At 70.5% G+C, this 25,077-nt stretch carries 17 protein-coding genes and 1 tRNA gene; 7 read left to right on the forward strand and 11 right to left on the reverse strand.

The window, feature by feature from the left end; genetic code table 11:
- The first annotated feature begins 64 nt into the window (after positions 1 to 64).
- From pepN to MOV08_RS30300, 3 genes are all read left to right on the forward strand, one after another.
- Positions 65 to 2,641 (forward strand): aminopeptidase N, encoded by a 2,577-nt coding sequence (gene pepN, locus MOV08_RS30290; protein WP_275309597.1) that lies wholly within the window; start codon positions 65 to 67, stop codon positions 2,639 to 2,641.
- 250 nt (positions 2,642 to 2,891) lie between these two features.
- Positions 2,892 to 4,304 (forward strand): pyridoxal phosphate-dependent decarboxylase family protein, encoded by a 1,413-nt coding sequence (locus MOV08_RS30295; RefSeq protein WP_275309598.1) that lies wholly within the window; start codon positions 2,892 to 2,894, stop codon positions 4,302 to 4,304.
- Entirely contained in the window at positions 4,301 to 5,737 is a 1,437-nt protein-coding gene (locus MOV08_RS30300; RefSeq protein ID WP_275309599.1) for a lysine N(6)-hydroxylase/L-ornithine N(5)-oxygenase family protein, read from the forward strand. Before MOV08_RS30295 ends, MOV08_RS30300 begins: the two co-directional genes overlap by 4 nt.
- Positions 5,738 to 5,854: 117 nt before the next feature.
- Here MOV08_RS30300 and MOV08_RS30305 read toward each other — a convergent pair whose 3' ends face one another.
- The gene (locus MOV08_RS30305) at positions 5,855 to 7,666 is read right to left on the reverse strand and encodes a bifunctional metallophosphatase/5'-nucleotidase (protein ID WP_275309600.1); all 1,812 of its coding nucleotides are present in this window, start codon (positions 7,664 to 7,666) and stop codon (positions 5,855 to 5,857) included.
- Between the two features lie 223 nt (positions 7,667 to 7,889).
- Here MOV08_RS30305 and MOV08_RS30310 point away from each other — a divergent pair, with 223 nt between their 5' ends.
- Together MOV08_RS30310 and pyk are read left to right on the forward strand one after the other, a co-directional pair.
- On the forward strand, positions 7,890 to 8,588 hold the full coding sequence (locus MOV08_RS30310) for an SIMPL domain-containing protein (protein WP_275309601.1): 699 nt from the start codon (positions 7,890 to 7,892) through the stop codon (positions 8,586 to 8,588).
- A 145-nt stretch (positions 8,589 to 8,733) separates the two neighbouring features.
- Positions 8,734 to 10,176: a pyruvate kinase gene (gene pyk / locus MOV08_RS30315; RefSeq protein WP_275309602.1), complete on the forward strand. Its 1,443-nt coding sequence runs from the start codon at positions 8,734 to 8,736 to the stop codon at positions 10,174 to 10,176.
- Between the two features lie 72 nt (positions 10,177 to 10,248).
- Here pyk and MOV08_RS30320 read toward each other — a convergent pair whose 3' ends face one another.
- Both MOV08_RS30320 and MOV08_RS30325 read right to left on the reverse strand, forming a co-directional pair.
- Positions 10,249 to 11,037, reverse strand: coding sequence for a helix-turn-helix domain-containing protein (locus tag MOV08_RS30320; protein WP_275309603.1), 789 nt, complete (start codon positions 11,035 to 11,037; stop codon positions 10,249 to 10,251).
- Positions 11,038 to 11,122: 85 nt separating this feature from the next.
- Positions 11,123 to 11,207: transfer RNA gene (locus MOV08_RS30325), tRNA-Leu, on the reverse strand.
- 90 nt (positions 11,208 to 11,297) lie between these two features.
- On the opposite strand from MOV08_RS30325, the gene MOV08_RS30330 reads away from it, so the two are divergent.
- The gene (locus tag MOV08_RS30330) at positions 11,298 to 11,987 is read left to right on the forward strand and encodes an ANTAR domain-containing response regulator (protein ID WP_039637497.1); all 690 of its coding nucleotides are present in this window, start codon (positions 11,298 to 11,300) and stop codon (positions 11,985 to 11,987) included.
- Between the two features lie 120 nt (positions 11,988 to 12,107).
- Here MOV08_RS30330 and MOV08_RS30335 read toward each other — a convergent pair whose 3' ends face one another.
- From MOV08_RS30335 to MOV08_RS30365, 7 genes are all read right to left on the reverse strand, one after another.
- Positions 12,108 to 12,827: an ABC transporter ATP-binding protein gene (locus MOV08_RS30335; protein WP_275309604.1), complete on the reverse strand. Its 720-nt coding sequence runs from the start codon at positions 12,825 to 12,827 to the stop codon at positions 12,108 to 12,110.
- A complete protein-coding gene (locus tag MOV08_RS30340; RefSeq protein ID WP_275309605.1) occupies positions 12,824 to 13,669 on the reverse strand; it encodes an ABC transporter ATP-binding protein in 846 nt (281 codons plus the stop codon). Before MOV08_RS30340 ends, MOV08_RS30335 begins: the two co-directional genes overlap by 4 nt.
- Positions 13,670 to 13,674: 5 nt before the next feature.
- Entirely contained in the window at positions 13,675 to 15,492 is a 1,818-nt protein-coding gene (locus MOV08_RS30345; protein ID WP_275309606.1) for a branched-chain amino acid ABC transporter permease, read from the reverse strand.
- Positions 15,493 to 15,497: 5 nt separating this feature from the next.
- Positions 15,498 to 16,427: a branched-chain amino acid ABC transporter permease gene (locus tag MOV08_RS30350; protein WP_039637499.1), complete on the reverse strand. Its 930-nt coding sequence runs from the start codon at positions 16,425 to 16,427 to the stop codon at positions 15,498 to 15,500.
- Positions 16,428 to 16,536: 109 nt separating this feature from the next.
- The gene (locus MOV08_RS30355) at positions 16,537 to 17,757 is read right to left on the reverse strand and encodes a branched-chain amino acid ABC transporter substrate-binding protein (protein ID WP_275311932.1); all 1,221 of its coding nucleotides are present in this window, start codon (positions 17,755 to 17,757) and stop codon (positions 16,537 to 16,539) included.
- Positions 17,758 to 18,232: 475 nt separating this feature from the next.
- Positions 18,233 to 18,706, reverse strand: a complete 474-nt coding sequence (locus tag MOV08_RS30360; protein WP_039637501.1) for a PaaI family thioesterase — start codon at positions 18,704 to 18,706, stop codon at positions 18,233 to 18,235.
- A gap of 150 nt (positions 18,707 to 18,856) precedes the next feature.
- Positions 18,857 to 21,142 carry an FdhF/YdeP family oxidoreductase gene (locus tag MOV08_RS30365; protein ID WP_275309607.1) on the reverse strand — a complete coding sequence of 762 codons (2,286 nt, stop codon included), beginning with the start codon at positions 21,140 to 21,142 and terminating at the stop codon, positions 18,857 to 18,859.
- A 247-nt stretch (positions 21,143 to 21,389) separates the two neighbouring features.
- Between MOV08_RS30365 and polA the strand changes: the two genes are divergently transcribed.
- A complete protein-coding gene (polA, locus tag MOV08_RS30370; protein ID WP_275309608.1) occupies positions 21,390 to 24,104 on the forward strand; it encodes a DNA polymerase I in 2,715 nt (904 codons plus the stop codon).
- A 60-nt stretch (positions 24,105 to 24,164) separates the two neighbouring features.
- Here the strand turns inward: polA and MOV08_RS30375 are convergent, their stop codons facing one another.
- Positions 24,165 to 25,055 (reverse strand): DUF4184 family protein, encoded by an 891-nt coding sequence (locus tag MOV08_RS30375; protein WP_275309609.1) that lies wholly within the window; start codon positions 25,053 to 25,055, stop codon positions 24,165 to 24,167.
- Positions 25,056 to 25,077 lie beyond the last annotated feature (22 nt).

Consider the following 25,077-nt stretch of genomic DNA (forward strand, 5'->3'; position numbering starts at 1 on the left):
CACCCGACCCCGCCCGCCGAAATACCCCGCACCACCCCAACCCCGACGTGGGAAGCTGCACGGCATGCCCGTACTCCAGCGCCCCGAAGCCGAAGCCCGCGCCCAACTCCTCCACGTCGACCACTACGAGATCGCCCTCGACCTCACCCACGGCGACGAGGAGTTCGCCTCCCGCACCACCGTCCACTTCACCGCCCGCACGGCCGGCGACACCTTCGTCGAGATCAGACCCGCCGCACTCCACACCGCCACCCTCGACGGCCACCCCCTGGACCCCACCGCCCTCGACGACAACCGCCTGCCGCTGACCGGCCTGACCCCCGGCCCCCACGAACTGCGCCTCGACGCCACCATGCGCTACTCCCGCACCGGCGAGGGCATGCACCGCTTCACCGACCCCGCCGACGGCGAGAGCTACGTCTACACCCAGCTCTTCATGGACGACGTCCAACGCGTCTTCGGCGCCTTCGACCAGCCCGACCTCAAGGCCACCTTCGCGCTGACCGTCACCGCCCCGCCCACCTGGACCGTGCTCGCCAACGGCCGCACCGAACAACTCCCCGACGGCACCTGGCGGACCGCCACCACCCCGCGCATCAGCACCTACCTCGTCGCCGTCGCCGGCGGCCCCTGGCACTCCGTCCGCACCGAACACGCCGGCCTCCCCTTCGGCATCCACTGCCGGGCCAGCCTCGCCCCCCACCTCGACGCCGACGCCGAGGAGATCCTCGACCTCACCCGCCGCTGCTACGACCGCTACCACCAGATCTTCCAGGAGCCCTACCCCTTCGACTCCTACGACCAGGCATTCGTCCCCGAGTTCAACGCCGGCGCCATGGAGAACCCCGGCCTGGTCACCTTCCGCGACGAATTCGTCTTCCGCTCCGCCGTCACCGACACCGAGCGCCAGACCCGCGGCATGGTCATCGCCCACGAGATGGCCCACATGTGGTTCGGCGACCTCGTCACCCTCCAGTGGTGGGACGACATCTGGCTGAACGAGTCCTTCGCCGAGTACATGGGCTACCAGGTGCTCTCCGAAGCCACCCGCTTCACCGACACCTGGACCGACTTCGCCATCGCCCGCAAGGGCTGGGGCTACGACGCCGACCAGCGCCCCTCCACCCACCCCGTCGCCCCGGCCCCCCAGGACGTCCCCGACACCGCCTCCGCCCTCCTCAACTTCGACGGCATCTCCTACGCCAAGGGCGCCTCGGCACTGCGCCAACTCGTCGCCTGGATGGGGGAGAAGGACTTCCTCGCCGGCATCAACGACCACTTCGCCCGACACCGCTTCGGCAACGCCACCCTCGCCGACTTCATCGACTCCCTGGCCCGCTCCACCGACCGCGACGTCCACGCCTGGGCCGAACGCTGGCTGCGCACCACCGGCGTCGACACCCTCACCCCGGCCGTCGCCGAGGAACCCGGCACCTGGCACCTGGACATCGCACACACCGGCAACCGCCCGCACCGCATCGCCGTCGGCGCCTACGACCCGGACCCCGGCCACCCCGACCGGCTGGCCCTGCGCGACCGCTTCGACGTGGACATCCCGGCCGACGGCCACCCCACCCGCCACACCTTTCCCCAGGCCGCCCCCGCCCTCGTCGTCCTCAACGACGGCGACCTCACCTACGCCAAGGTCCGCTTCGACGCCGCCTCCTGGGAAACCGCCGCCCGCGCCCTGTCCGGACTGCCCGACCCGCTGACCCGCGCCGTCGTCTGGAACGCCGCCCGCGACCTGGTCCGCGACGGCGAACTGCCGCCCACCGCCTACCTGGACGCCGCCCGCACCCACCTCCCGCACGAGACCGACCTCGCCATCGTCCAGGGCGTCCTCTCCTTCGCCCGCACCCAGATCGCCGACCGCTACCTCCCCTCCCCGACCCCCTCGACCCCGCACGCACCAGGCGACCCCCGCACCGCCCGACACACCGCCCTGACCACCCTCACCGCCCTCAGCCGCGACCTCCTGCGCCGCACCGAAGGCCCCGGCCACGGCCCCGAAGCCGGACTGCGGCTGACCGCCGTCCGCGCCTTCATCGACAGCGCCACCGGCCCCGAGAGCCTCCAGGAATGGCTCCACGACGGCAGCGTCCCCGGCGGCCCCGACCTCGACCACGAACTGCGCTGGCGCATCCTCGGCCGGCTCGCCACCCTCGGCGCCGCACCCATCGACGAACTCGACGCCGCCATCGCCGCCGAACTCGCCCGCGACCAGAGCGCCACCGGCCAGGAGGGCGCCGCCCGCTGCCGCGCCGCACTCCCCGACCCGGACGCCAAACAGGCCGCCTGGGAAGCCCTGTTCACCACCGACGAGGAGTCCGCACTCTCCAACTACCTCTTCACCGCCACCGCCGCCGGCTTCTGGGCCCCCGAGCAGCAGGACCTGCTCCGCCCCTACGTCGCCCGCTACTTCGCCGAGGTCCCCGCCCTCGCCGCCCGCCGCGGACCCGCCCTCGCCAAGGCCGCCGGACGGTACGCCTTCCCCGCCGTCCTCGTCGAGGACGCCACCCTCCGCCACGGCGAGCGCTGCCTGGCCGAGGGCGACCCGACACCGGCCCTGCGACGCACCCTCGACGACCAACTGGACGACCTGCGAAGGGCGTTGAAGGTACTGGCGGGCAACGCGAGCTAGCGCGGAGCGCGGGTGTCGTCGGCCCACAGGGGCCGCCGACGGCACCCGCGCCCTCTCCGCGTCACCTGCCCGGCACCCGTTCCTCGACGGTGCGCAAGACCGCAGGCAACCGAACATCTGCGGGACACCCATCCCACGAACGGGTGATACCGGCGCAACGGGTGGATACCCGCCGTACCGGGACAGTAACTTAGGGCGGCCTAAGACCCGGTGCCCATGCACCCAACTCCCTTTGAAGAAGAGCCCCTTGATGTCAGTCGCCCCTGCCGGCACCGCCCTTGCAGGCGGCGCCGACGGCCCCCGCGCACTCCGCCCCTTCCTCGACACCGTCCTCGACGCCCTCACCACCGGCGCCCAGGACCGCTCCGGCCCCCTCCCGCCCGGCGGCCCGGACGCCGTCGCCCGGGCCGTCCGCGACGCCTGCCTCCCCCTCCTCCCCGAACAGGGCGCCGGCCCGCACACCGCACTGCGCACCCTCGTCCACACCCTCGCCGCCGGCGCAGCCGACCCCGCCGACCCGCACTGCGCCGCCCACCTGCACTGCCCCCCACTGGCCCTGGCCACCGCCGCCGACCTCGCCGCCGGCGCCCTCAACCCCTCCATGGACTCCTGGGACCAGGCCCCGGCCGCCTCCGAACTCGAAGTCCTCACCGCCCGCGCCCTCGCCGGCCTCGTCTACCCCGCGGCCGACCAGCCCGACGCCCTGGTCACCACCGGCGGCACCGAGTCCAACCAGCTCGCCGTCCTGCTCGCCCGCGAAGCCCCCCGCCCCCCGCACACCACCGGCCCCCTACGAATCGTCTGCGGCGCCAACGCCCACCACAGCATCCACCGCGCCGCCTGGCTCCTCGGCCTCCCCGAGCCCCTCACCCTCCCCACCCCCGACGGCACCCTCGACCCCGCCACCGTCCACACCTGCCTCGCCGAACTCGCCGGCCGCACCGGTCACGTACTCCTCACCGCCACCGCGGGCACCACCGACGCCGGCGCCCTCGACCCCCTCCCGGCCCTCGCCGACCTCGCCGACAAACACGGCGCCCGCTTCCACGTCGACGCCTCCTACGGCGGCCCGCTCCTCTTCAGCGACACCCACCGCACCGCCCTGACCGGCCTCGACCGCGCCCACACCGTCACCGTCGACCTGCACAAACTCGGCTGGCAACCCGTCGCCGCCGGCCTCCTCGCCGTACCCACCCCGACCACCCTCACCCCCCTCGCCCACCAGGCCGACTACCTCAACGCCGACGACGACACCGAAGCCGGCCTCCCCGACCTCCTGGGCCGCTCCCTGCGCACCACCCGCCGCCCCGACATCCTCAAGATCGCCGTCACCCTCAAGGCCCTCGGCCGCCAGGGCCTGGGCGACCTCGTCGACCGCACCCTCACCGCCGCCCGGACCCTCGCCGACCTCATCGACGCCCACCCCGGCTACGAACTCCACTCCCGCCCCACCCTCACCACCGTCCTCTTCCGCCCCCACGGCGCCGACGACGCCACCCTCGCCACCATCCGCCGCACCCTGCTCACCGAAGGCCACGCCGTCCTCGGCCGTGCCACCACCCCCACCGGCCTCTGGCTCAAAGCCACCCTCCTCAACCCCCACACCCAACCCGGAGACCTCACCACCCTCCTCAAACTCGTGGAAGGCCACACCCCCCGATGAACACCCCTCCGCACACCGAGCCCGGCACCGCCACCGACACCCCCGGCCCCGACCAACCCCTCGACCTCGCCGGCATCGGCATCGGCCCCTTCAACCTCTCCCTCGCCGCCCTCGCCCACCCCCTCACCCAGCTCCGCACCGCCTTCTACGACCAGCACCCCGCCTTCCACTGGCACCCCGGCCTCCTCATCGACGGCGCCACCCTCCAAGTCCCCTTCCTCGCCGACCTCGTCACCCTCGCCGACCCCACCAGCCCCTGGACCTTCCTCAACTACCTCAAAACCCGCGAACGCCTCTTCCCCTTCTACTTCGCCGAGCGCTTCCACATCCACCGCGCCGAATACGACGCCTACTGCCGCTGGGTCAGCGAAAACCTCCCCTCCCTCCACTTCGGCCACCACATCGACGCCGTCCGCTGGAACCACGAACGCAACCTCTTCGAAATCGACTTCACCCAACTCGACGCCGACGGCGAAGCCGAAGCCCTCGGCCGCACCTACGCCCGCAACCTCGTCCTCGGCATCGGCACCGCACCCCACATCCCCGTCCCCCTCCGCCCCCTCGCCGAGGCCCCCACCGTCCCCGTCATCCACTCCGCCGACTACCTCGACCACCGCGAACGCCTCCTCGCCGCCGACCACCTCACCGTCATCGGCGCCGGCCAGTCAGGCGCGGAAATCTTCCTCGACCAACTCCGCGCCCGCCCCACCGGCCGCGAAAACCTCCACTGGCTCGCCCGCACCCCCGCCTTCGCGCCCATGGAATACAGCAAACTCGGCCTGGAACACTTCACCCCCGACTACACCCGCTACTTCCACGCCCTCCCCGAACGCGCCCGCGACGAGCTCCTCCCCGCCCAATGGCAGCTCTACAAGGGCATCGACCACGACACCCTCGCCGCCATCCACGACGAGCTCTACCGCCGCACCCTCGACGGCGGCTGGCCCAACGCCGTCCTCACCCCCGGCGTCCAGGTCCGCACCGCCGGCCGCGTCGGCACCACCAAAGTCGAACTCCACCTCGAACACGCCCAACAAGGCAGCCGCTCCCGCCTCACCACCGACGCCGTCGTCCTCGCCACCGGCTACCGCGAACGCCGCCTCGACACCCTCCTCGCCGCCCTCGACCCCTACCTCCGCCGCGACGCCTCCGAACGCCCCCGCGTCGACGAACACCACCGCCTCGTCCTCGACCCCGCCATCACCGGCTCCCTCTACGTCCAAAACGCCGAACGCCACACCCACGGCGTCGGCACCCCCGACCTCGGCCTCGCCGCCTGGCGCAGCGCCACCATCCTCAACTCCCTGACCGCCAAGCCCACCTACCCCCTCCCACCCCGCACCGCCTTCACCACCTTCGGCCTCGCCCACCCCCCGACCCGCCGCACCGGCACCGTCCCCCGCCAGGGCTCCACGCTCGTCCCGCGCCACTGAACGCCACCGCCCCTCCCACCCCGACCGAACCAACCCGGACCGGGGGAGAGGGGCGGGCCGCCGCACCACAACGACACAGCCCCAAGGGCCGTCCCCTGCCTCAGGGCCGGACAGGCCCTAGAACACCGGCACCCCCTCCCGCGTCAGCTTCCACTCCACCGAAGCGAACGCCGCCGGATCGATCACCCCACTCGCCTCCACCCACGCGATGATCAGGTTCCGGATCTCCTCCGACGTCGACCACACCTGCTCGGCCGACGCCACATGCGGAAAACCACCACCCCCACTCGCCCGGTAGTTGTTCACCGCCAGCACGAACCGCGCGGCATCCGCCACCGGCTTCCCCCCGAACGTCAACTTCCCGATCCGGCGACCCACCGGCTGCGCAATATCGATCTCGTACGAAACCCCGCTCACCGCGTCGTAGTTGTAATCCGGCGTACCGTCCGCATTGGTGATCCGCGACGGATCCACCGGACCCCCCGGCGCCGTCTGCACGTAATACCGCGCCGAGAACTCCAGGTACTCCCGCAACTGCTTCCCCGTCAACACCCGTGCCTCCAAGGTGTTGTCGAACGGATACAACGCCGCCATCGACCGGATCGACACATCCCCCACCGGGACCGTCGCCGACCGAGAAAAACACGACGCCTGCGACAACACCGGCAACGACGCGTTCGCCGACCCGGAAAGCGCCTTACGCACCGCATCCGCCTGCACGAACGCGATGAAATCCAGAATCGGCGTGTCCTTCACCGGCGCCTCGGCCGCCGACATCTCCGCCTTCGACTTCCCGATCACCCGGTTCACATACGCCACGACCTTGGCGTGCTCCGCCCGCAACATCCCCGTGATCCGCGGATCCTCCGCCACCGCGTTGGAATTCAGCACCTTCGACGCCACCGACGCCACCGCCCAACGGCCCCGACGCCACTCCACCTCCACGTCGAAGCACGTCAACCGCTGCCCCCACTTCAACGGCTCCGACAACACCACCTCCCGGCCGGTCGCCTTGTTCACCACCCGCCGCTCCGGGATCTCCACATGCGCATGCCCCACCAAAATCGCATCGATCCCCGGCACCTGCTCCGCCACCAACGCCGCCGCGTTCTCCACATACGGCAACTGATCCCCGTACGACGACGAGCCGCTGGCTCCCGAATGCGCCGCCACGATCACCACATCGGCACCCATCGACCGCAACTTCGGCACCCACTTCGCGGCCTGCTCCTCAAGCCCCGGAAACGCCAGCTTCCCCTGCACGTTCGCCTTGTCCCAGATCGCGATCCCCGGATTCGTCAGGCCCAGCACCGCCACCCGCACATCCCGCCCCCGCGGCGTCCGCAAACGCTTGATCACATACGGCCGGAACGCCGGCCGCAGCGTCCTGGCATCCACCGCATTCGCCCCCAGCAGCGGAAAACGGCAGCTCTCCTCGAACTTCCGCAGCACCGGAATCCCGTAATTGAACTCGTGATTCCCCAGCGCCGCCGCGTCATAGCCCATCGCGTTCATCGCCCGGGCCATCGGATGCACCGGACCATGCGGACCGGTGATCGGATCCACCTTCGCGTAGTAATACGCCAGCTGCGTCCCCTGAATGGTGTCACCCGCGTCGATCAGCAGGGTGTTCTCCCGCCCCTTCGCCCGGCGGACGTCATTCACCAGCGTGGAAATCTTCGCCAGCCCCACATCGTTGTGGTCCTTGTCGTCGAACTCGGCGTTCGTGGCGTAATCCCAGTTGAAGACGTTCCCGTGCAGATCCGTCGTCCCCATCACCGTGAACGCGTACCGCCCCCGGCCCGCACCGCCCTCCTTCCGGACCGGCACCGCCGACGCGGACGCCGCCGGCGCACCCGCCCCCGCGAGCACCACCGCCGCCCCCGTCACCACGGAACCACCCAGGAACTTCCTCCGGTCGAACGTCATACCAACTCCCAGAAAGAACACGGCAGATGTCCATGCGCACACCGCGCACGACCGCCCCGGACACCCGGCCCGGGCAACGCGCGTAGATTCTGGCCCAGCCGACCCCCGCGCAACACCCCCCGCGGATGGCGATCCGATGACCACCCCCACCCCGCCCCCTGTGCAACCCTGCAACCCCGGCCCCACCACCCCGGCCCCGGCACCGAAAGGACACCCGCCACCCATGACCGACCCCACCGCCCCCGCCCTCCCCTACGGCACCCCCGACGCCCCCCGCCTCGCCGTCCGCGGCGAAGCCCGCCTCGAAGTCGATCCCGAAATCGCCCGCATCACCGTCACCGTCAGCGCCCGTGGCACCGACCGCACCGCCGCCCTCACCGACCTCACCCGCCGCAACGAACACGCCCTCACCCTCATCAAGAGCTACGCCGACGCCGTCGAACAACTCGAAACCGGCAGCTTCACCCTCACCCCCGAACTCACCGACAAAGGCCGCCACGAACGCATCCGCGCCTACCACGGACGCGTCACCCTCACCGCCACCCTCAACGACTTCACCGCCCTCGGCGAACTCACCACCCGCCTGGCCGACCTCGAACTCACCCGCGTCGACGGCCCCTGGTGGGCCCTCCGCCCCGACTCGCCCGCCCACCGCAGCGCCCGCACCCAAGCCGTCCACGAAGCCGTCCAACGCGCCCGCGAGTACGCCGAGGCCCTCGGCGCCCACCTCGACGCCGTCCTCGAAATCGCCGACGTCGGCGCCGAGAGCCAGCCCCACCAACAGGGCTACGGCTACGCGGCCCCCGCCGGCGCCCGCGGCGGCACCCTCGAATCCGCCCCCGCCCTCGACCTCGAACCCCGCCGCCAGACCGTCCACGCCAGCGTCAACGCACGCTTCACCATGACCCGTCCCGCACTGTGAGACGACACCCCGCGAAGCCGAATTTCCGCTCATCGGAGCGGCTTCGCGCCCATTCCAAAACTTGTCAACAGCCTTTCACCAAGCGGTCGTTGAGCAGTCATGTCTCCACAGCTCCCTACCGCCGGGTAAGTCATAGGGTCGAACCATGCGCCGAGCAAAGATCGTCTGCACACTGGGACCCGCCACCGACTCGTACGAGCAGATCAAAGCCCTCGTCGACGCCGGAATGGACATCGCCCGCTTCAACCTCAGCCACGGCACCTACGCCGACCACGAAGCGCGCTTCGACCGGGTCCGCAAAGCATCCGAAGAATCCCGCCGCAGTGTCGGAATCCTCGCCGACCTTCAAGGCCCGAAGATCCGCCTGGGCCGATTCCGCGAAGGCCCCGTACTCCTTGAACGCGACGACACCTTCACCATCACCGTCGAAGACGGCATCGAAGGCGACCGACAGACCTGCGGCACCACCTACCCCGGCCTCGCCGGCGACGTCACCCCCGGCGAACGCATCCTCGTCGACGACGGCAAGGTCACCCTCGAAGTCACCGCCGTCGAGGGACCCCGCGTCCACACCAAGGTCATCGAAGGCGGCATGGTCTCCGACCACAAGGGACTCAACCTCCCCGGCGTCGCCGTCTCCGTCCCCGCCCTCTCCGCCAAGGACCAGGACGACCTCCGCTGGGCCCTGCACTACGGCGCCGACGTGATCGCCCTCTCCTTCGTCCGCAGCGGTCGCGACATCGAGGACGTCCACCGCATCATGCGCGAGGAGGACCGCCACCTCCCCGTCATCGCCAAGGTCGAAAAGCCCCAGGCCGTCGAGAACATCGACGACATCGTCGCCGCCTTCGACGGCATCATGGTCGCCCGCGGCGACCTCGGCGTCGAAATGCCCCTGGAAACCGTGCCGATCGTCCAGAAGCGCGCCATCAAACTCGCCAAGCGCAACGCCAAACCGGTCATCGTCGCCACCCAGATGCTCGACTCGATGATCGACAACTCCCGCCCCACCAGGGCCGAGGCGAGCGACGTGGCCAACGCGGTCATCGACGGCACCGACGCCGTGATGCTCTCCGGCGAGACCAGCGTCGGCAAGTTCCCCACCGAGACGGTCCGCACCATGAGCCGCATCGTCGAGGCCGCCGAGGAGGACATCCTCGCCAAGGGACTCCCGCCGCTGACCGAACGCAGCAAGCCCCGTACCCAGGGCGGCGCCGTCGCCCGAGCCGCCGCCGAAATGGGCGACTTCCTCGGCGCCAAGTTCCTCGTCGCCTTCACCCAGTCCGGCGACACCGTCCGCCGCCTCTCCCGCTACCGCTCGCCCATCCCCCTCCTCGCCTTCACCCCCGACCCCGCCACCCGCTCCCAACTCAACCTCACCTGGGGCGTGGAGACCTTCCTCGGCCCCACCGTCGACTCCACCGACGAGATGGTCGCCCAGGTAGACGAGCAACTCCTGAAGATCGGCCGCTGCAAGAAGGGCGACGTCGTCATCATCACCGCCGGCTCCCCGCCCGGGGTCCCCGGCTCCACCAACCTCGTCCGCGTCCACCACATCGGCGAGGACGACATCCACCCCCCGCGGTAACCCCGCGCCACCACACACGGCGACACACCGCACCACGAAGAGCTGGGCCGAGGTACCTGACTGCCGTCCCTGTCAGTACTTCGGCCCGATGTGTTGATCCATGAGCGCCACGGAGGCGCGCTTGGCGACGGAGATGTTGTAGGTCTCACTGCCGCGCCGGGTGGTTTTCCACTCGACGCCGACTCTGTCCAGCGTTTCCGAGTAGAGCCGGCGGATGTCCGCGGACTTGTTCGTGAAGAAGTACCGCGGGTACTCGTAGCGCTTGCGCTCGCCGCCGACCGTCCGCGTCGTCCAGTTGGTGATCCGACATCCGTCGGAGTGCACGAGCCCCCGGATGAACTCCCAGGGATGGGCGCCCACGATTCCCTGCTGCCACTCTTCGAGGGTGATCGGCCGCTCGTGCTTCTTGCCGGGGCCGTGCTGAGGGAACATGCACCATAAGTGCTTGGAGTAGACCTTCACGTTGTGGCAGCCCTTCTTGCGCGCCCGGCAGACCGAGTTGTCGGGGAAGACCGTCTGCATCGCGGTCTCGCAGTCGTCCATGAGCCCGGGCCAGTTGTCGTCGCACGTGATCATGAGGCTCGGCACGCGGTGCCCCGAGTACTGGATGACGTGGCCGTCGCCGAGGTAGAGCGCCAGGAGGTAGGAGTAGGCCGCTTCGTCGAGCTCGCAGCCGTCGCATCGCGGGCATTGGGGGTCGTGGCGACCCGGACACTCTCCGCGTTTGGCGCGATCCATATGTCGCCAGTAGCTGATGGTTCCGAGAGGGACGCCCAGGGCGCGGGCGACGTCTGCGTTTTTCGCCCCCGCGCGGAGCCGGACAACCGCCTGTTGTCGTACGTCTGTGTCGTGAAATCGCATACCGTCACTGTGCGTGACGGAGCGCGTGGAAGGGAGGATTCCTGTCGAATTTCACGCGAAGGTGAAACTCCGTTTGATCAGGGAGTGCCCGGTGTGGGATTCGAACCCACATGCCCCAAAGGGCACGGCGGTTTGAGCGCCGCGTGTCTCACCAGTTCCACCAACCGGGCCAGCTGCGTACGACACCATACCGTGTAAGTAACGATGACCGCCCCTAGGTAGGCTGCAATGGCACCACCTGCCTGGAACGAGGAGTCCCCTTGAGCGCCGCCGAGCCCCAGCAGCCTGTCGCCGATGGCGATCAGTCGCATGTCCCGCCGCTGACCACGCGCGTCGTGATCGCCGAGGACGAGGCACTCATCCGCCTCGACCTCAAGGAGATGCTGGAGGAGGAGGGCTACACCGTCGTCGGTGAGGCCGGGGACGGCCAGAAAGCCGTGGAGCTGGCCCGCGAGCACCGTCCCGATCTGGTGATCCTGGACGTGAAGATGCCGATTCTGGACGGCATCTCGGCGGCCGAGAAGATCGCCGAGGAGAGCATCGCGCCGGTCCTGATGCTGACCGCTTTCTCGCAGCGCGAGCTGGTGGAGCGGGCCCGGGACGCGGGCGCCATGGCATACCTGGTGAAGCCGTTCAGCAAGAGCGACGTCGTGCCCGCGATCGAGATGGCGGTGTCGCGCTTCACCGAGCTGAGGGCGTTGGAGAAGGAGGTCGTCGACCTCACCCAGCGGCTGGAGACGCGGAAGCTGGTGGACCGGGCGAAGAGCGTTCTGCAGACCCAGTACGGGTTGACGGAGCCGGCCGCGTTCCGGTGGATCCAGAAGACGTCGATGGACCGGCGGCTGTCGATGCACCAGGTGGCCGAGGCGGTCATCCAGGACGCGGCGGAGCGTCAGCAGCAGAAGGACCAGCAGAAGGAGCAGGCGAAGGAGCAGGGGAAGGGCCAGTAGGTCCAACGTCCCGTTCCGGGGTTGATCGCCGGCGGTGCCTGTGGGCGCCGTCGGCGTTTTTTTGTGGGTTCGTCGATGTCCTTGTGGGTGGGGGTGGGTGGGCGTCGTGCGGGGGTGGGGTCAGTCCTCGCCGAGGTAGGTCTTGCGGACGGATGCGTCGTGGAGGAGGTGGGCGCCGGTGCCGGAGAGGGCGATGCGGCCGGTCTCCATGACGTGGCCCTCGTCGGCGAGGGAGAGCGCGGCGTGGGCGTTCTGTTCGACGAGGAGGATGGTGGTGCCCTGGTCGCGAAGGGCGCGGATGGTGTCCATGATCTTCCGCATCATGATCGGTGAGAGGCCCATGGAGGGTTCGTCGAGCATGAGGAGTTTGGGGCGGGACATCAGGGCGCGGCCCATGGCGAGCATTTGTTGTTCGCCGCCGGAGAGGGTGCCGGAGGGTTGGCGGTGGCGTTCGCCGAGGACGGGGAAGAGGTCGTAGACGCGTTGGATGTCGGCGGCGATGCCGTGGGTGTCCTTGCGGAGGAAGGCGCCGAGTTGGAGGTTCTCGGCGATGGTGAGGCGGGGGAAGAGGCGGCGGCCTTCGGGGGAGTGGGCGAGGCCGCGTTCGACGATCTTGTGGGCGGGGACGTCGTCGAGGGGGTGTCCGTCGAAGGTGATTTTTCCGGTGCGGGGGGTGAGGAGGCCGGAGAGGGTGCGCAGGGTGGTGGTTTTTCCGGCGCCGTTGGTGCCGATGAGGGTGACGACCTGGCCGGCGTGGACGGTGAAGGAGATGCCTTTGACGGCTTCGATCTTGCCGTAGGCGACGTGGAGGTCCTCGACTTCGAGGAGGGGGGTGGTCATGGGGTGTCTCCGGTGGGGTCGCCCGGGGTGGTGTTGTCGTCGGTGGTGCCGAGGTAGGCGGCGATGACGCGGTCGTCGGCCTGGACGGTGCGGGGGGTGCCTTCGGTGAGTTTGCGGCCTTGGACGAGGACGGCGACGCGGTCGCAGAGGCTGAAGATGAAGCGCATGTCGTGCTCGATGACGAGGACGGCGGTGCCGTGGTCGCGGATGGCGTGGACGAGGTCCTGGGTGGCGCGGGTTTCTTGGGGGTTCATGCCGGCGGTGGGTTCGTCGAGGAGGAGGAGTCCGGGTTCGCTGGCGAGGGCGCGGGCGATTTCGAGCTTGCGTTGTTCGCCGTAGGGGAGGTTGCGGGCGAGGTGGTCGCGTTTGAGGGCGAGGCCGGTGAAGTCGAGGAGTTCGAGGGCGCGTTGGGTGCTGTGGTGTTCGGCGCGGGTGAAGGCGGGGGTGCGGAGGAGGGCGGACCAGAGTCCTTCTTTGGTGCGGGTGTGGCGTCCTACGAGGACGTTTTCCAGGACGGTCATGTTGGCGAAGAGGCGGATGTTCTGGAAGGTGCGGGCGATGCCTGCCTGGGTGACGAGGTGGGGTTTGCGGGAGAGGCGGGTGCCGCGGTAGGCGACGGTGCCTTCGGTGGGGGTGTAGAGGCCGGTGAGGCAGTTGAAGAAGGTGGTTTTGCCGGCGCCGTTGGGGCCGATGAGGCCAACGATTTCGCCGGTGTGGACGGTGAGGTCGACGCCTTGCACTGCGGTGAGGCCGCCGAAGCGCATGGTGACGTCGGTGGCTTGGAGGAGGGGGTGGGTGGCGGGTGGCGGGGTGGGGTTGGTGGTGGGTGTGGGCGTGGTCATGGGGGTCACCCCTTTGCCTGGGCGGTGCCGAGGGGGCCGGTGGGGTCGGTGGGGTTCCCGTTGAGTCCCGTCGGGGGGTTTCCGGGGTCGGGGGTGTCGGGGCGGTCGGTGTCGTGGAATTCGAGTCGTTTGCGGCGGTCGGGGATGAGTCCTTCAGGGCGGAGGCGCATGAGGAGGACGAGGGCGATGCCGAAGAGGAGGAGTTGGTAGTCCTGGAGGAAGTCGAGTTTGGCGGGGATGAGGAAGAGGAGGGCGGCGCCGACGAGGGGTCCGCTGAGGGTGCCCATGCCGCCGAGGATGACGGCGGCGAGGAGGAAGGCGGAGTTGGGGGGTTGGGGGCCGGCGAACTGGAATTGTTCGGGGGTGGCGGTCGTTACTACGTGTGCATGGACGGTTCCGGCGAGTCCGGCGAGGGCGGCGCCGAGGGCGAAGGCGAGGAGGCGGAGGCGGAAGCTGTTGATGCCCATGGCGACGGCTGCGGTTTCGTCCTCGCGAATGGCGATCCAGGCGCGGCCGATGCGGGAGGCGGCGGCGCGGCGGAAGACGAGGACGACGAGGGCGGTGACGAGGATCATCAGCAGGTAGTAGTTGCCGTAGGGGGCGATGGGGATGCCGAGGATGTGGTGGGGTTCGCCGAAGTTGAAGCCGAGGATTTCCAGGTTGGGGATGTTGGGGATGCCCATGGCGCCGTTGGTGATGTCGGGGCCGGTGGTGCCGTTGAGGTTGAGCATGGCGATGCGGAAGATCTCGCCGAAGCCGAGGGTGACGATGGCGAGGTAGTCGCCGCGGAGGCGGAGGGTGGGGGCGCCGATGAGGACGCCGAAGGCGAGGGAGGCGGCGGCGCCGGTGAGCAGGGCTGCCCAGAAGGGGAAGTGGAGGCCGAGGGCGGATTCGGGGGAGCCGGAGACGAGGGCTGCGGCGTAGGCGCCGACGCCGAGGAAGGCGACGTAGCCGAGGTCGAGGAGTCCGGCGAGGCCGACGACGACGTTGAGGCCCAGGGCGACGGTGGCGAAGATCAGGATGTTGGCGCCGATGAGGGTGTATTGGTCGGTGTCCTGGGTGAAGGGGAAGGCCGTGGCGGCGAGGAAGGCGGCGGCCAGGGCGGTGCCGCGGTGTCGGTGGGTGAGGGCGGTGAGGCGGGCGAGGAGTCCGGCGCGGTGGAGGGCGGGGACGGCGAGGGCGACGAGGAGGAGGTAGCCGATGAAGGGGGCGCCGTCGTCGGTGTCGATGCCGTAGGTGAAGGCGAGGAGTGCGGCGGCGAAGGCGGCGGTGATGGTCAGGTGCTCGGCCCAGGTGGGGAGTTGGCGGGTGGCGGGGCGTGGGGGGCCGGCGATGAGGGCTGCGGTGAGGCGTTGTCGTGGGGTGGTGGGGGTGGGGTCGGTGGGGTGGTCGGGGGGTAGGCCGAGGGCGCCGATGAGGGTGAGGAGGGCGGTGGCGCCGGCGAGGTAGCCGCCGGGTTCGAGGTTCACCAGGCCGCCGAGTTGGATGGCGATGGCGGTGAGGGTGAAGGCGGTGGTGGCGAAGGTGCCGAGGGCGGCGAGGAGGGTGGGGGCGGTGCGGCCGGCGGGGGTGAGCCAGCGCAGTCCGGGGAGGCCGTGTGCGGAGGCGGCGAGGAGCAGGGTGAGGAGGGCGCCGGTGAGGGTGACGAGTTGGAGGCCGGCGGGGGCGCCGTAGTAGGTGAGGTCGCCGGGGAAGTCGCTGGTCCAGGTCCAGGCGAGGCCGGTGGTGGCGGCGGTGGCGAGGGCGCCGGTGGCGGTGGTGAGGTGGGCGGTGCGGGCGGGGAGGGGGAGGAGGCCCTTGGGCTGGGCGGTGGTTGTGGTCATCGGTATCACGCCCGATCCGCGACGCGTTCGCCCAGGAGCCCCTGGGGCCGCAGGAGGAGTACGAGGATGAGGAGGACGAAGGCCCAGACGTCTTTCCAGGCGCCGCCGCCGAATTGCTGCATGCCGGGGATGTGTTCGATGTAGGCGGTGGCGAGGGCTTCGGCGATGCCGAGGACGATGCCGCCGAGCATGGCGCCGTAGATGTTGCCGATGCCGCCGAGGACGGCGGCGGTGAAGGCTTTGAGGCCCATGATGAAGCCCATGCGGAATTGGACTTCGCCGGTGCGCAGGCCGTAGGCGACGGCGGCGACGCCGGCGAAGGCGGCGCCGATGGCGAAGGCGAGGACGATGATGCGGTCGGTGTTGATGCCCATGAGGCGGGCGGTGTCGGGGTCCTGCGCGGTGGCTTGCATGGCGCGGCCGCTGCGGGTGCGGGTGACGTAGAGGCCGAGGGCGGTCATGCACAGGGGGGCGGCGATGAGGACGAAGAGGTCGCCGCGTTGGACGGTGGCGCCGAGGATGTCGAGGGCGTGGCCTTTGAACTGGGGGAAGACGCGGGCCTGTTTGCCGTCGGGGTACCACTTCCAGATGGCTTGTTGGAGGGCGATGGACAGGCCGATGGCGGTGATGAGGGGGGCGAGGCGGGGGGCGCCGCGGAGCGGGCGGTAGGCGAAGCGTTCGGCGGCGATGGCGATGAGGACGGATGTCGCGATGCCGCCGAGGAGCATGGTGGGGAGGGCGAGGGCGAGGGGGGTGTTGGTGGGGAGGGCGAGGTAGACGGTGAGGGCGCCGAATCCGCCGACCATGAAGATCTCGCCGTGGGCGAAGTTGATGAGCTGGACGATGCCGTAGACCATCGTGTAGCCGATCGCGATGAGGCCGTACATCGCGCCGAGGATGAGTCCGTTGGCCAGCTGTTGCGGCAGTTCGGTCACCGCGGGGCCTCCGTGGGATGGGAAGGTGGGCGTTTCCGTGGTGCCGTGGTGCCGTGGTGCGGGGGGCCGCGCCGGGGTGGGGCGCGGCCCGGGGCGCCGGGGTGGGCGGTCAGCTCTTGTCGAATTTCTTGAATTCGGCGCTGAAGCGGGAGACCCAGGCGCCCTTGTCGACCTGGTAGGCGGTGATCATGGTGTTGGTGGTGTCGCCGTATTTGTCGAAGGCGACGTGGCCGGTGACGCCGTCGAAGGTGACGGTGTTCAGGGCGGTGGGGATTTTCTTGCGGGCGTCGTCGGGGAGTTTGCCGTTGTTGTCGGCGACGACTTTCTTGACGGCTTGGATGAGGGCCCAGGTGGCGTCGTAGGTGGAGCCGCCGTATGCCTCGTAGGGTTCTTTGAAGCCGGCGGCTTTGTAGTCGGCGATGAACTTCTTGGCGGAGGCGAGCTGTTCGACGGGTTTGCCGACCGAGGAGGCGTAGTCGCCCTGGGCTTTTTTGTTGAGTTTGATGTAGTCGGCGCTGTACATGCCGTCGCCGCCCATGAGGGGGGCGGTGACGCCGCCGTCCTTGAGTTGTTGGCTGAGTGGGCCGGAGGCGGGGTATTCGCCGCCGTAGAAGACCATGTCGGGGGTGGCTGAGCGGACCTTGGAGACCACGGCTTTGAAGTCGCGGTCGTCGGGGCTGATGTGTTCGGTGCCGACGATGGTGCCGCCGAGTTTGGTGAACTGGTCCTTGAAGGAGGAGGCGAGGCCGGTGCCGTAGGTCTTCTGGTCGTCGATGACGTAGGCCCTCTTGGCCTTCATTTTCTCCCAGGCGTATTGGCCGTCGAAGGCGCCTTGTACTTCGTCGGTGGTGGCGGTGCGGAAGTACGTGGGGAATTGCCTGGCGCGTTTGTTCTCTTTCCAGTTCTTGCCCTGGGTGAGGTCGGGGGTGGTGTTGGCGGGGGATATGAGGGTGAGGCCGTTTTGTTGGGAGACTTGTTGCATGGATTGGGCGACGCCGGAGTTGAGCGGGCCGACGATGCCGAGGACGTCTTTGTCGCCGGCGAGTTTGGTGGCGTTCTGTTGGCCGACGTTGGGCAGTGCCTTGTCGTCGAGGGGTTCGAGTTTGAAGGTGACGCCTTTGATTTCGCCGTTTTTGTTGGCGGTGTCGACGGCGAGTTGGGCGGAGTTGCGGATGCCGAGGCCGAGGGCGGAGAGTTCGCCGGTGGTCGGGGCGTCGACGCCGATGACGACGGTGGTGTGGTGGCCGTCGGCGTTCTTGTTGTCGCCGCGGGATCCGCAGGCGGTGAGGGTGAGGGCGCCGGTGGTGAGTGCGGTGGTGAGGAGGAGCAAGGAACGGTGACGCACGATCAGTCCTTTCCTTGGCCGCGGCCGCGGCTGCACGCCTGGCCGGTTCGCGCGCCGGGCCGTACGGTGCGGTACAGGTTCCGTGCTCGCAGCGCGCCCGGCGGTGCGGTGACTGGCGGTGAACTCTAGAGTGCCGACCGCCGGGTCGGAACTGACGCCGTCGAGCTTGTGACGCTCTTGTTATGACCTTCGATGAGCGTTTTGCCGTTATGGTCCTTACAGGGCGATCGGGCGCTGAGCGGAGGGCGAACTCGCACTTCTGGCGGTGGTTTGACGGTGTGTCGGCGCGGCGCGGGGCCGGCGTCGGATTGGCGGAGGTGGCGGGCGTCCGGCGCGGCGGGCGCGGGGCGCGACTGTGACGCAGCGTTACGGGAATGCGGACGGCCCCGCTCCCGGGGGTCCGGGTGCGGGGCCGTGGCGGCGGGCGGCGGGGCGCCGGCCGGGTGGCTGATATGCGACGTCAGGCGCGGTACATGGCGGGGTCGGCGTCGCGCAGCAGACAGGTCAGACGGGCGGTGCAGACCCGCTTGTCCTGCTCGTCGGTGATGACGATCTCGTAGGTGGTGGTGGACCGGCCGCGGTGTACGGGAGTGGCGACGCCGGTGACCAGTCCGGAGCGGATGCCGCGGTGGTGGGTGCAGTTGAGGTCGACGCCGACGGCCGCCTTGGTGGGGCCGCCGTGGAGCATGGCCCCGACGGAGCCGAGGGTCTCGGCCAGGACGGCGGAGGCGCCGCCGTGCAGCAGCCCGTAGGGCTGGGTGTTGCCCTCGACGGGCATGGTGCCGACGACGCGCTCCGGGGCGGCCTCGGTGACCTGGACGCTCATGCGTTCGCCGAGGTGCCCGGCGGAGAACAGGGCGGGCAGGTCGACCCCGATGCCGGCCCACTGATCGAGGATCTCCTGCGGGAACGTGGTCGTGCTCTGCTCACCCATGGACTGCTCCGTTTCGCTCGCCCTTGAACGTGGCCGTGTCTGTGCCCTTGATCGTCGTGGATCTGTGCCTGTTCCTATCAGGCCGCGTCCCGGGCGCCCGTCGCGGGGTGCCCGAGCGCCGGTGCCGGCCGCGCGCCGGGCGGCCGGCGGTCAGCCTTCGCGTGCGGCCTCCAGCCGGATGACCAGGGACTTCGAGGCGGGGGTGTTGCTGGTGTCGGCGGTGTGGTCCAGCGGGACCAGGACGTTGGTCTCGGGGTAGTAGGCGGCGGCGCAGCCCCGGGCGGTGGGGTAGTGCACCACCCGGAAGCCGGGGGCGCGCCGCTCGCTGCCGTCGGTCCATTCGCTGACCAGGTCGGCGTAGGAGCCGTCGGCGAAGCCCAGGTGGTGGGCGTCGTCGGGGTGGACGAGGACGACGCGGCGGCCGTTCTTGATGCCGCGGTAGCGGTCGTCGAGGCCGTAGATGGTGGTGTTGTACTGGTCGTGGGAGCGCAGTGTCTGGAGGAGCAGGCGCCCTTCGGGGGCGGTGGGGTGTTCCACGGGGGCGGCGGTGAAGTTGGCCTTCCCGGTGGCGGTGGGGAAGCTGCGGCTGTCCCGGGGGGCGTGCGGCAGGGTGAAGCCTCCGGGGCGGGCGACCTTGGCGTTGAAGTCCTCGAAGCCGGGGACGACGCGGGCGATCCGGTCGCGGATGGTGGCGTAGTCCTTCTCGAACGCCTGCCAGGGGGTGTTGCTGCGGTCGCCGAGGACGCGGTGGGCGAGGCGGGCGACGATGGCGGGCTCGGAGAGCAGTTGGGGGCCGGCGGGCTCCAGGCGGCCGCGGGAGGCGTGCACCATGCCCATGGAGTCCTCGACGGTCACGAACTGGTCGCCGCTCGCCTGGCGGTCGCGTTCGGTGCGGCCCAGGGTCGGCAGGATCAGGGCGCGGGCGCCGGTGACGGCGTGGGAGCGGTTGAGCTTGGTGGAGACGTGCACGGTGAGGCGGGCGCGTCGGACGGCGGCTTCGGTGACGTCGGTGTCGGGGGTGGCGGAGACGAAGTTGCCGCCCATGGCGAAGAAGACCTTGGCCTGTCCGTCGCGCAGGGCGCGGATGGCGCGGACGACGTCGTAGCCGTGCTCGCGAGGCGGCGTGAAGCCGAACTCCTTCTCCAAGGCGTCCAGGAAGGCCGGTGCGGGCCGTTCGAAGATGCCCATGGTGCGGTCGCCCTGGACGTTGCTGTGGCCGCGTACGGGGCAGACGCCGGCTCCGGGGCGGCCGATGTTGCCGCGCAGCAGCAGGAAGTTGACGACTTCCTGGATGGTGGGGACGGAGTGCTTGTGCTGGGTCAGGCCCATCGCCCAGCACACGATGGTGCGGCGGGAGGCGAGGACCATGGCGGCGGCGCGTTCGATCTCGTCGTGGGTGAGTCCGGTGGCGCGCAGCGTGTCGTCGGCGTCGTCGCCCGCGCGGACCAGGTCCGCGAACTCCTCGAAGCCGTGGGTGTGGTCGCGGATGAAGTCCTCGTCGAGGGCGCCTTCGGTCTGCAGGATGCGACGGTTGAGGGCGCGGAAGAGGGCCTGGTCGCCGCCGATGCGCACCTGGAGGAAGAGGTCGGTCAGGGCGGTGCCGCCGCCGGCCAGGCCGCGCGGGGTCTGGGGGTTCTTGAAGCGTTCCAGGCCGGCCTCGGGCAGCGGGTTGATCGAGATGATCTTGGCGCCGCCGGCCTTGGCCTTCTCCAGGGCGCTGAGCATCCGCGGGTGGTTGGTGCCCGGGTTCTGGCCGGCGACGATGATCAGGTCGGCCTTGTAGAGGTCCTCCAACAGGACGCTGCCCTTGCCGACGCCCAGGGTGGCGGTGAGCGCCGAGCCCGAGGACTCGTGGCACATGTTGGAGCAGTCCGGGAGGTTGTTGGTGCCGAACTCGCGGGCGAAGAGCTGGTAGAGGAAGGCGGCCTCGTTGCTCGTCCGGCCGGAGGTGTAGAAGACGGCCTCGTCGGGGGAGGCGAGGGCGGTGAGGTCCTCGGCGATGAGGTCGAAGGCGCGGTCCCAGGTGACGGGTTCGTAGTGGTCGGCGCCCTCGGGGAGGTACATGGGGTGGGTGAGGCGGCCCTGTTGGCCGAGCCAGTAGCCGCTGCGGGAGGCGAGGTCGGCGACGGAGTGGGCGGCGAAGAAGTCCGGGGTGACCCGTCGCAGGGTGGCTTCCTCGGCGACGGCCTTGGCGCCGTTCTCGCAGAACTCGGCGGCGTGCCGCTTGTCGTCCTCGGGCCAGGCGCAGCCGGGGCAGTCGAAGCCGTTCTTCTGGTTGACCCGCAGCAGGGTGAGGGCGGTGCGGCGGACGCCCATCTGCTGCTGGGAGATCTTCAGCGCGTGGGTGATGGCCGGGATGCCGACCGCGGAGTGCTGGGGCGCGCCGACCTCGGGCGCGTCCTGGACGGGGTCCGACGCGGGCGGCTTGCCTGCCATGCGCTCTCCCTGGGGTCGTGTGCCGGGCGGGCCGCCGGGGGTGGGGCGGATCGTTGCCGTGCGCATCTGATTGGTGCGTCTCAGATCCTGTCACGGACCGGGGCGGGCCAGTAAGGGGAGTGCGCGGCGGCGGGTGCGGCGCGGCGGGTGTGGCGCGGTGGGTCGGGCGGTCCGGTGTCGCCCGGCGCGGCGGGGATTGTCAGTGGGGCGTGGCAGGATCGGGGGCGTGGCAGGAAAGGCAGTGAAGATGAGCGAAGCGACCGGCACCGAGGCGGCGGGCGGCCGTCGTCGCCTGCTCCTGATGGACGGGCATTCCATGGCATACCGGGCGTTCTTCGCCCTGCCCGTGGAGAATTTCACCACCGCGACCGGGCAACCGACCAACGCGATCTACGGCTTCGCGTCGATGCTCGCGAACACCCTGCGTGACGAGGCGCCCACCCACTTCGCGGTGGCGTTCGACGTCTCCCGCAAGACGTGGCGCTCCGAGGAGTTCCCCGAGTACAAGGCGAACCGCTCCAAGACGCCCGACGAGTTCAAGGGCCAGGTCGAGCTGATCGGCGAGCTGCTGGACGCGATGCACGTCAAGCGCTTCGCGGTGGACGGCTTCGAGGCCGACGACGTCATCGCCACCCTGGCCACCCAGGCCACCGCCGAGGGCTTCGAGGTGGCGATCGTCACCGGCGACCGCGACTCCTTCCAGCTGGTCTCCGAGGACGTCACGGTCCTCTACCCCACCAAGGGCGTCTCCGAGCTGACGCGCTTCACCCCGGAGAAGGTCGCCGAGAAGTACGGCCTGACCCCCACCCAGTACCCGGACTTCGCCGCGCTGCGCGGTGACCCGTCGGACAACCTCCCCGGCATCCCCGGTGTCGGCGAGAAGACCGCCACCAAGTGGATCAACCAGTTCGGTTCGTTCGCCGAGCTGGTGGCGCGGGCCGACGAGGTCAAGGGCAAGGCGGGGCAGAATCTCCGCGACCACCTGGAGTCGGTGAAGCTCAACCGCCGCCTGACGGAGATGGTCCGCGACGTCGAGCTGTCCTGCGGCCCCGCCGAGCTCACCCGCCAGCCCTACGACCGCGAGGCCCTTAAGGTCTTCCTGAACGCCCTGGAGATCCGCAACCAGGGCCTGCGGGACCGCCTCCTGGCCGTGGACCCCGGCGCCGCCGAGAGCGCGGAGAGCGCCGAGCCGGCCGCCGGCGTCGAGGTGGACGGCGCGGTCCTGGGCACCGGTGAGCTGGCCCCGTGGCTGGCCGAGCACGGCACCGGGCCGCTGGGCGTGGCCACCGTCGACGTGTGGACACTGGGCAGCGGCAGCGTTGCCGAGGTGGCGCTGGCCACCGGGCACGGCCCGGCCGCCTGGTTCGACCCGTCGCAGCTGGACGAAGCCGACGAGCGGGCCTTCGCCGCCTGGATCGCCGACCCGGCCCGGCCCAAGGTGATGCACAACGCCAAGGGCCTGATGCGGGTCTTCGGCGAGCACGGCTGGCGCATCGACGGCGTCGGCATGGACACCGCCCTCGCCGCCTATCTGGTCAAGCCCGGCCGCCGCTCCTTCGCCCTGGACGCCCTCTCCGTCGAGTACCTGGGCCGCGATCTCGCCCCGGCCGCGGCCGGGGACGGCCAGCTGGCGTTCGGCGCGGACGAGGAGGCCGAGGCGGAGGCCCTGATGGGGCAGGCCCGCACGGTCCTCGACCTCGGGACGGCGTTCGGCGCGAAGCTGGCCGAGGTCGGCGCGGCCGATCTGCTGCGCGACGTGGAGCTGCCCACCAGTGAGCTGCTGGCCCGGATGGAGCGGGCCGGCATCGCCGCCGACCGCGGCTGGCTGGAGCGCATGGAGCAGCAGTTCGCCGGCGCCGTGCAGCAGGCCGTCAAGGAGGCGCACGCCGCGGCCGGCCACGAGTTCAACCTCGGCTCGCCCAAGCAGCTCCAGGAGGTCCTCTTCGGCGAGCTGGGCCTGCCCAAGACCAAGAAGACCAAGACCGGCTACACCACCGACGCCGACGCCCTGGCCTGGCTGGCCTCCCAGACCGACAACGAACTCCCGGTGATCATGCTCCGCCACCGGGAGCAGGCCAAGCTGCGCACCACGGTCGAGGGCCTGATCAAGACCATCGCCGCCGACGGCCGGATCCACACCACCTTCAACCAGACCGTCGCGGCCACCGGCCGGCTGTCCTCCACCGACCCCAATCTGCAGAACATCCCCGTGCGGACGGACGAGGGCCGGGCGATCCGCCGCGGCTTCGTCGTCGGCGACGGCTTCGAGTCGCTGCTGACCGCCGACTACAGCCAGATCGAGCTGCGGGTGATGGCGCACCTCTCCGAGGACGAGGGCCTGATCGAGGCGTTCACCTCCGGCGAGGACCTGCACACCACCGTCGCCTCCCAGGTCTTCTCGGTCGCCAAGACCGAGGTCGACCCGGAGATGCGCCGCAAGATCAAGGCGATGTCGTACGGCCTGGCCTACGGGCTGTCCGCGTTCGGTCTCTCCCAGCAGCTGGGCATCCAGCCCGACGAGGCCCGCAAGCTGATGGACAACTTCTTCGAGCGGTTCGGCGGGGTGCGCGACTACCTCCAGCGCGTCGTCGAGGAGGCCCGCGCCACCGGCTACACCGAGACGATCCTCGGCCGTCGCCGCTATCTGCCCGACCTCAACAGCGACAACCGCCAGCGCCGCGAGATGGCCGAGCGGATGGCGTTGAACGCCCCCATCCAGGGCACCGCCGCCGACATCGTCAAGATCGCGATGCTGCGGGTCGACGCGGCGCTGCGCGCGGCGGAGCTGTCCTCCCGGATGCTGCTCCAGGTCCACGACGAAATCGTGGTCGAGGTCGCCCCCGGCGAGCGCGCCCAGGTCGAGGAGCTGGTCCGGAAGGAGATGGCCGCGGCCGTCGAACTCCGCGCCCCGCTCGACGTCTCGGTCGGCGCCGGCGCGGACTGGGAGTCGGCGGCGCACTGACCGCCGCCCCGGGGTGCGTACGGAGTCCGTGCCGTACGCACCCCGGCGGGTCTGCTCCCGTCAGGCCGCCTCGGCCCCCGCGCCCGCCGGCCGGCCCGGCGCGCCGCCGTCCGCCGCGGCCCCGCCCCGCCGTGCCCGCCGCCCCAGCAGCCGTATCGCCCCGGCGCTGACGAGCAGCCCCGGCACGAGACCGGCGCCCGCCCCGAAGAGCGCGTCCGGCAGGTAGTCGAACCACCCCACCGCCGCCCCGTGGACGGCGTACGCCCGCAGCGTGCGGTACGCGGCGCCGAGCAGCACCGCCAGGACCACCGGGGCGGTGAGCAACAGCCGCAGCCGCACGGGCAGTTCGGGCGCAGCGGCGCCGGCGCCGTCGGCCCCGGCCGCGGACCCGACCCGCAGCGCCGACCACAGGAACCATCCGATGCCCACCAGGGCCAGCGCCGAGGTCGCGTACTGCAGGTACATGGCCAGCGGCCGGTCGCCCACCACGGTGTTGAGCGCGGGCAGCAAGCGGGTGCCCCAGCGTCCGGGATGGGTGAAGGCGTCCCAGACCACATGGGACACCGAACCGAGCACCGCCGAGGCGACGAACCAGCCTGCCGAAGCCGCCCGTTCGCGGACCGGGGCCGGCGTCCGGGGTCGGCCCCGGAGGAACGCCCCGAGCCGCTCCCGCCCGGCCCGTGGCAGCAGTGCCAGGAGCGGCTCGCGCACCAGCAGCCAACCGCCCACCAGCCCCGCGGTCAGCAGCACGTCCACCGTCAGCACGCCGGGCAGGGAGTGCGTGAACGCACCGAATGCCATGCCGCCGGGAACCACCGTGCCCGCGTAGTACGTCACATCCGGTGCGAACGACCCCGCGACCAACGCCGAGGCGACCAAGGAGCCGCGGCCCGCACCGGTTCGACGGATCAGTGGCAGGACGGCGGCGGCATGACTCAGCGTGAACGGCATCTGCCCCTCCTTGATCGATTAG

The sequence above is a fragment of the Streptomyces yunnanensis genome (assembly GCF_029011865.1).
Taxonomy (GTDB): Bacteria; Actinomycetota; Actinomycetes; order Streptomycetales; family Streptomycetaceae; genus Streptomyces; species Streptomyces yunnanensis.

Bases quoted from the DNA above. Each gene is read 5' to 3' on its own strand.
- pepN (WP_275309597.1), top strand. From the start codon at position 65: ATGCCCGTACTCCAGCGCCCCGAAGCCGAAGCCCGCGCCCAACTCCTC.
- MOV08_RS30295 (WP_275309598.1), top strand. From the start codon at position 2,892: ATGTCAGTCGCCCCTGCCGGCACCGCCCTTGCAGGCGGCGCCGACGGC.
- MOV08_RS30300 (WP_275309599.1), top strand. From the start codon at position 4,301: ATGAACACCCCTCCGCACACCGAGCCCGGCACCGCCACCGACACCCCC.
- MOV08_RS30305 (WP_275309600.1), bottom strand. From the start codon at position 7,666: ATGACGTTCGACCGGAGGAAGTTCCTGGGTGGTTCCGTGGTGACGGGG.
- MOV08_RS30310 (WP_275309601.1), top strand. From the start codon at position 7,890: ATGACCGACCCCACCGCCCCCGCCCTCCCCTACGGCACCCCCGACGCC.
- pyk (WP_275309602.1), top strand. From the start codon at position 8,734: ATGCGCCGAGCAAAGATCGTCTGCACACTGGGACCCGCCACCGACTCG.
- MOV08_RS30320 (WP_275309603.1), bottom strand. From the start codon at position 11,037: ATGCGATTTCACGACACAGACGTACGACAACAGGCGGTTGTCCGGCTC.
- MOV08_RS30335 (WP_275309604.1), bottom strand. From the start codon at position 12,827: ATGACCACCCCCCTCCTCGAAGTCGAGGACCTCCACGTCGCCTACGGC.
- MOV08_RS30340 (WP_275309605.1), bottom strand. From the start codon at position 13,669: ATGACCACGCCCACACCCACCACCAACCCCACCCCGCCACCCGCCACC.
- MOV08_RS30345 (WP_275309606.1), bottom strand. From the start codon at position 15,492: ATGACCACAACCACCGCCCAGCCCAAGGGCCTCCTCCCCCTCCCCGCC.
- MOV08_RS30360 (WP_039637501.1), bottom strand. From the start codon at position 18,706: ATGGGTGAGCAGAGCACGACCACGTTCCCGCAGGAGATCCTCGATCAG.
- MOV08_RS30365 (WP_275309607.1), bottom strand. From the start codon at position 21,142: ATGGCAGGCAAGCCGCCCGCGTCGGACCCCGTCCAGGACGCGCCCGAG.
- polA (WP_275309608.1), top strand. From the start codon at position 21,390: ATGAGCGAAGCGACCGGCACCGAGGCGGCGGGCGGCCGTCGTCGCCTG.
- MOV08_RS30375 (WP_275309609.1), bottom strand. From the start codon at position 25,055: ATGCCGTTCACGCTGAGTCATGCCGCCGCCGTCCTGCCACTGATCCGT.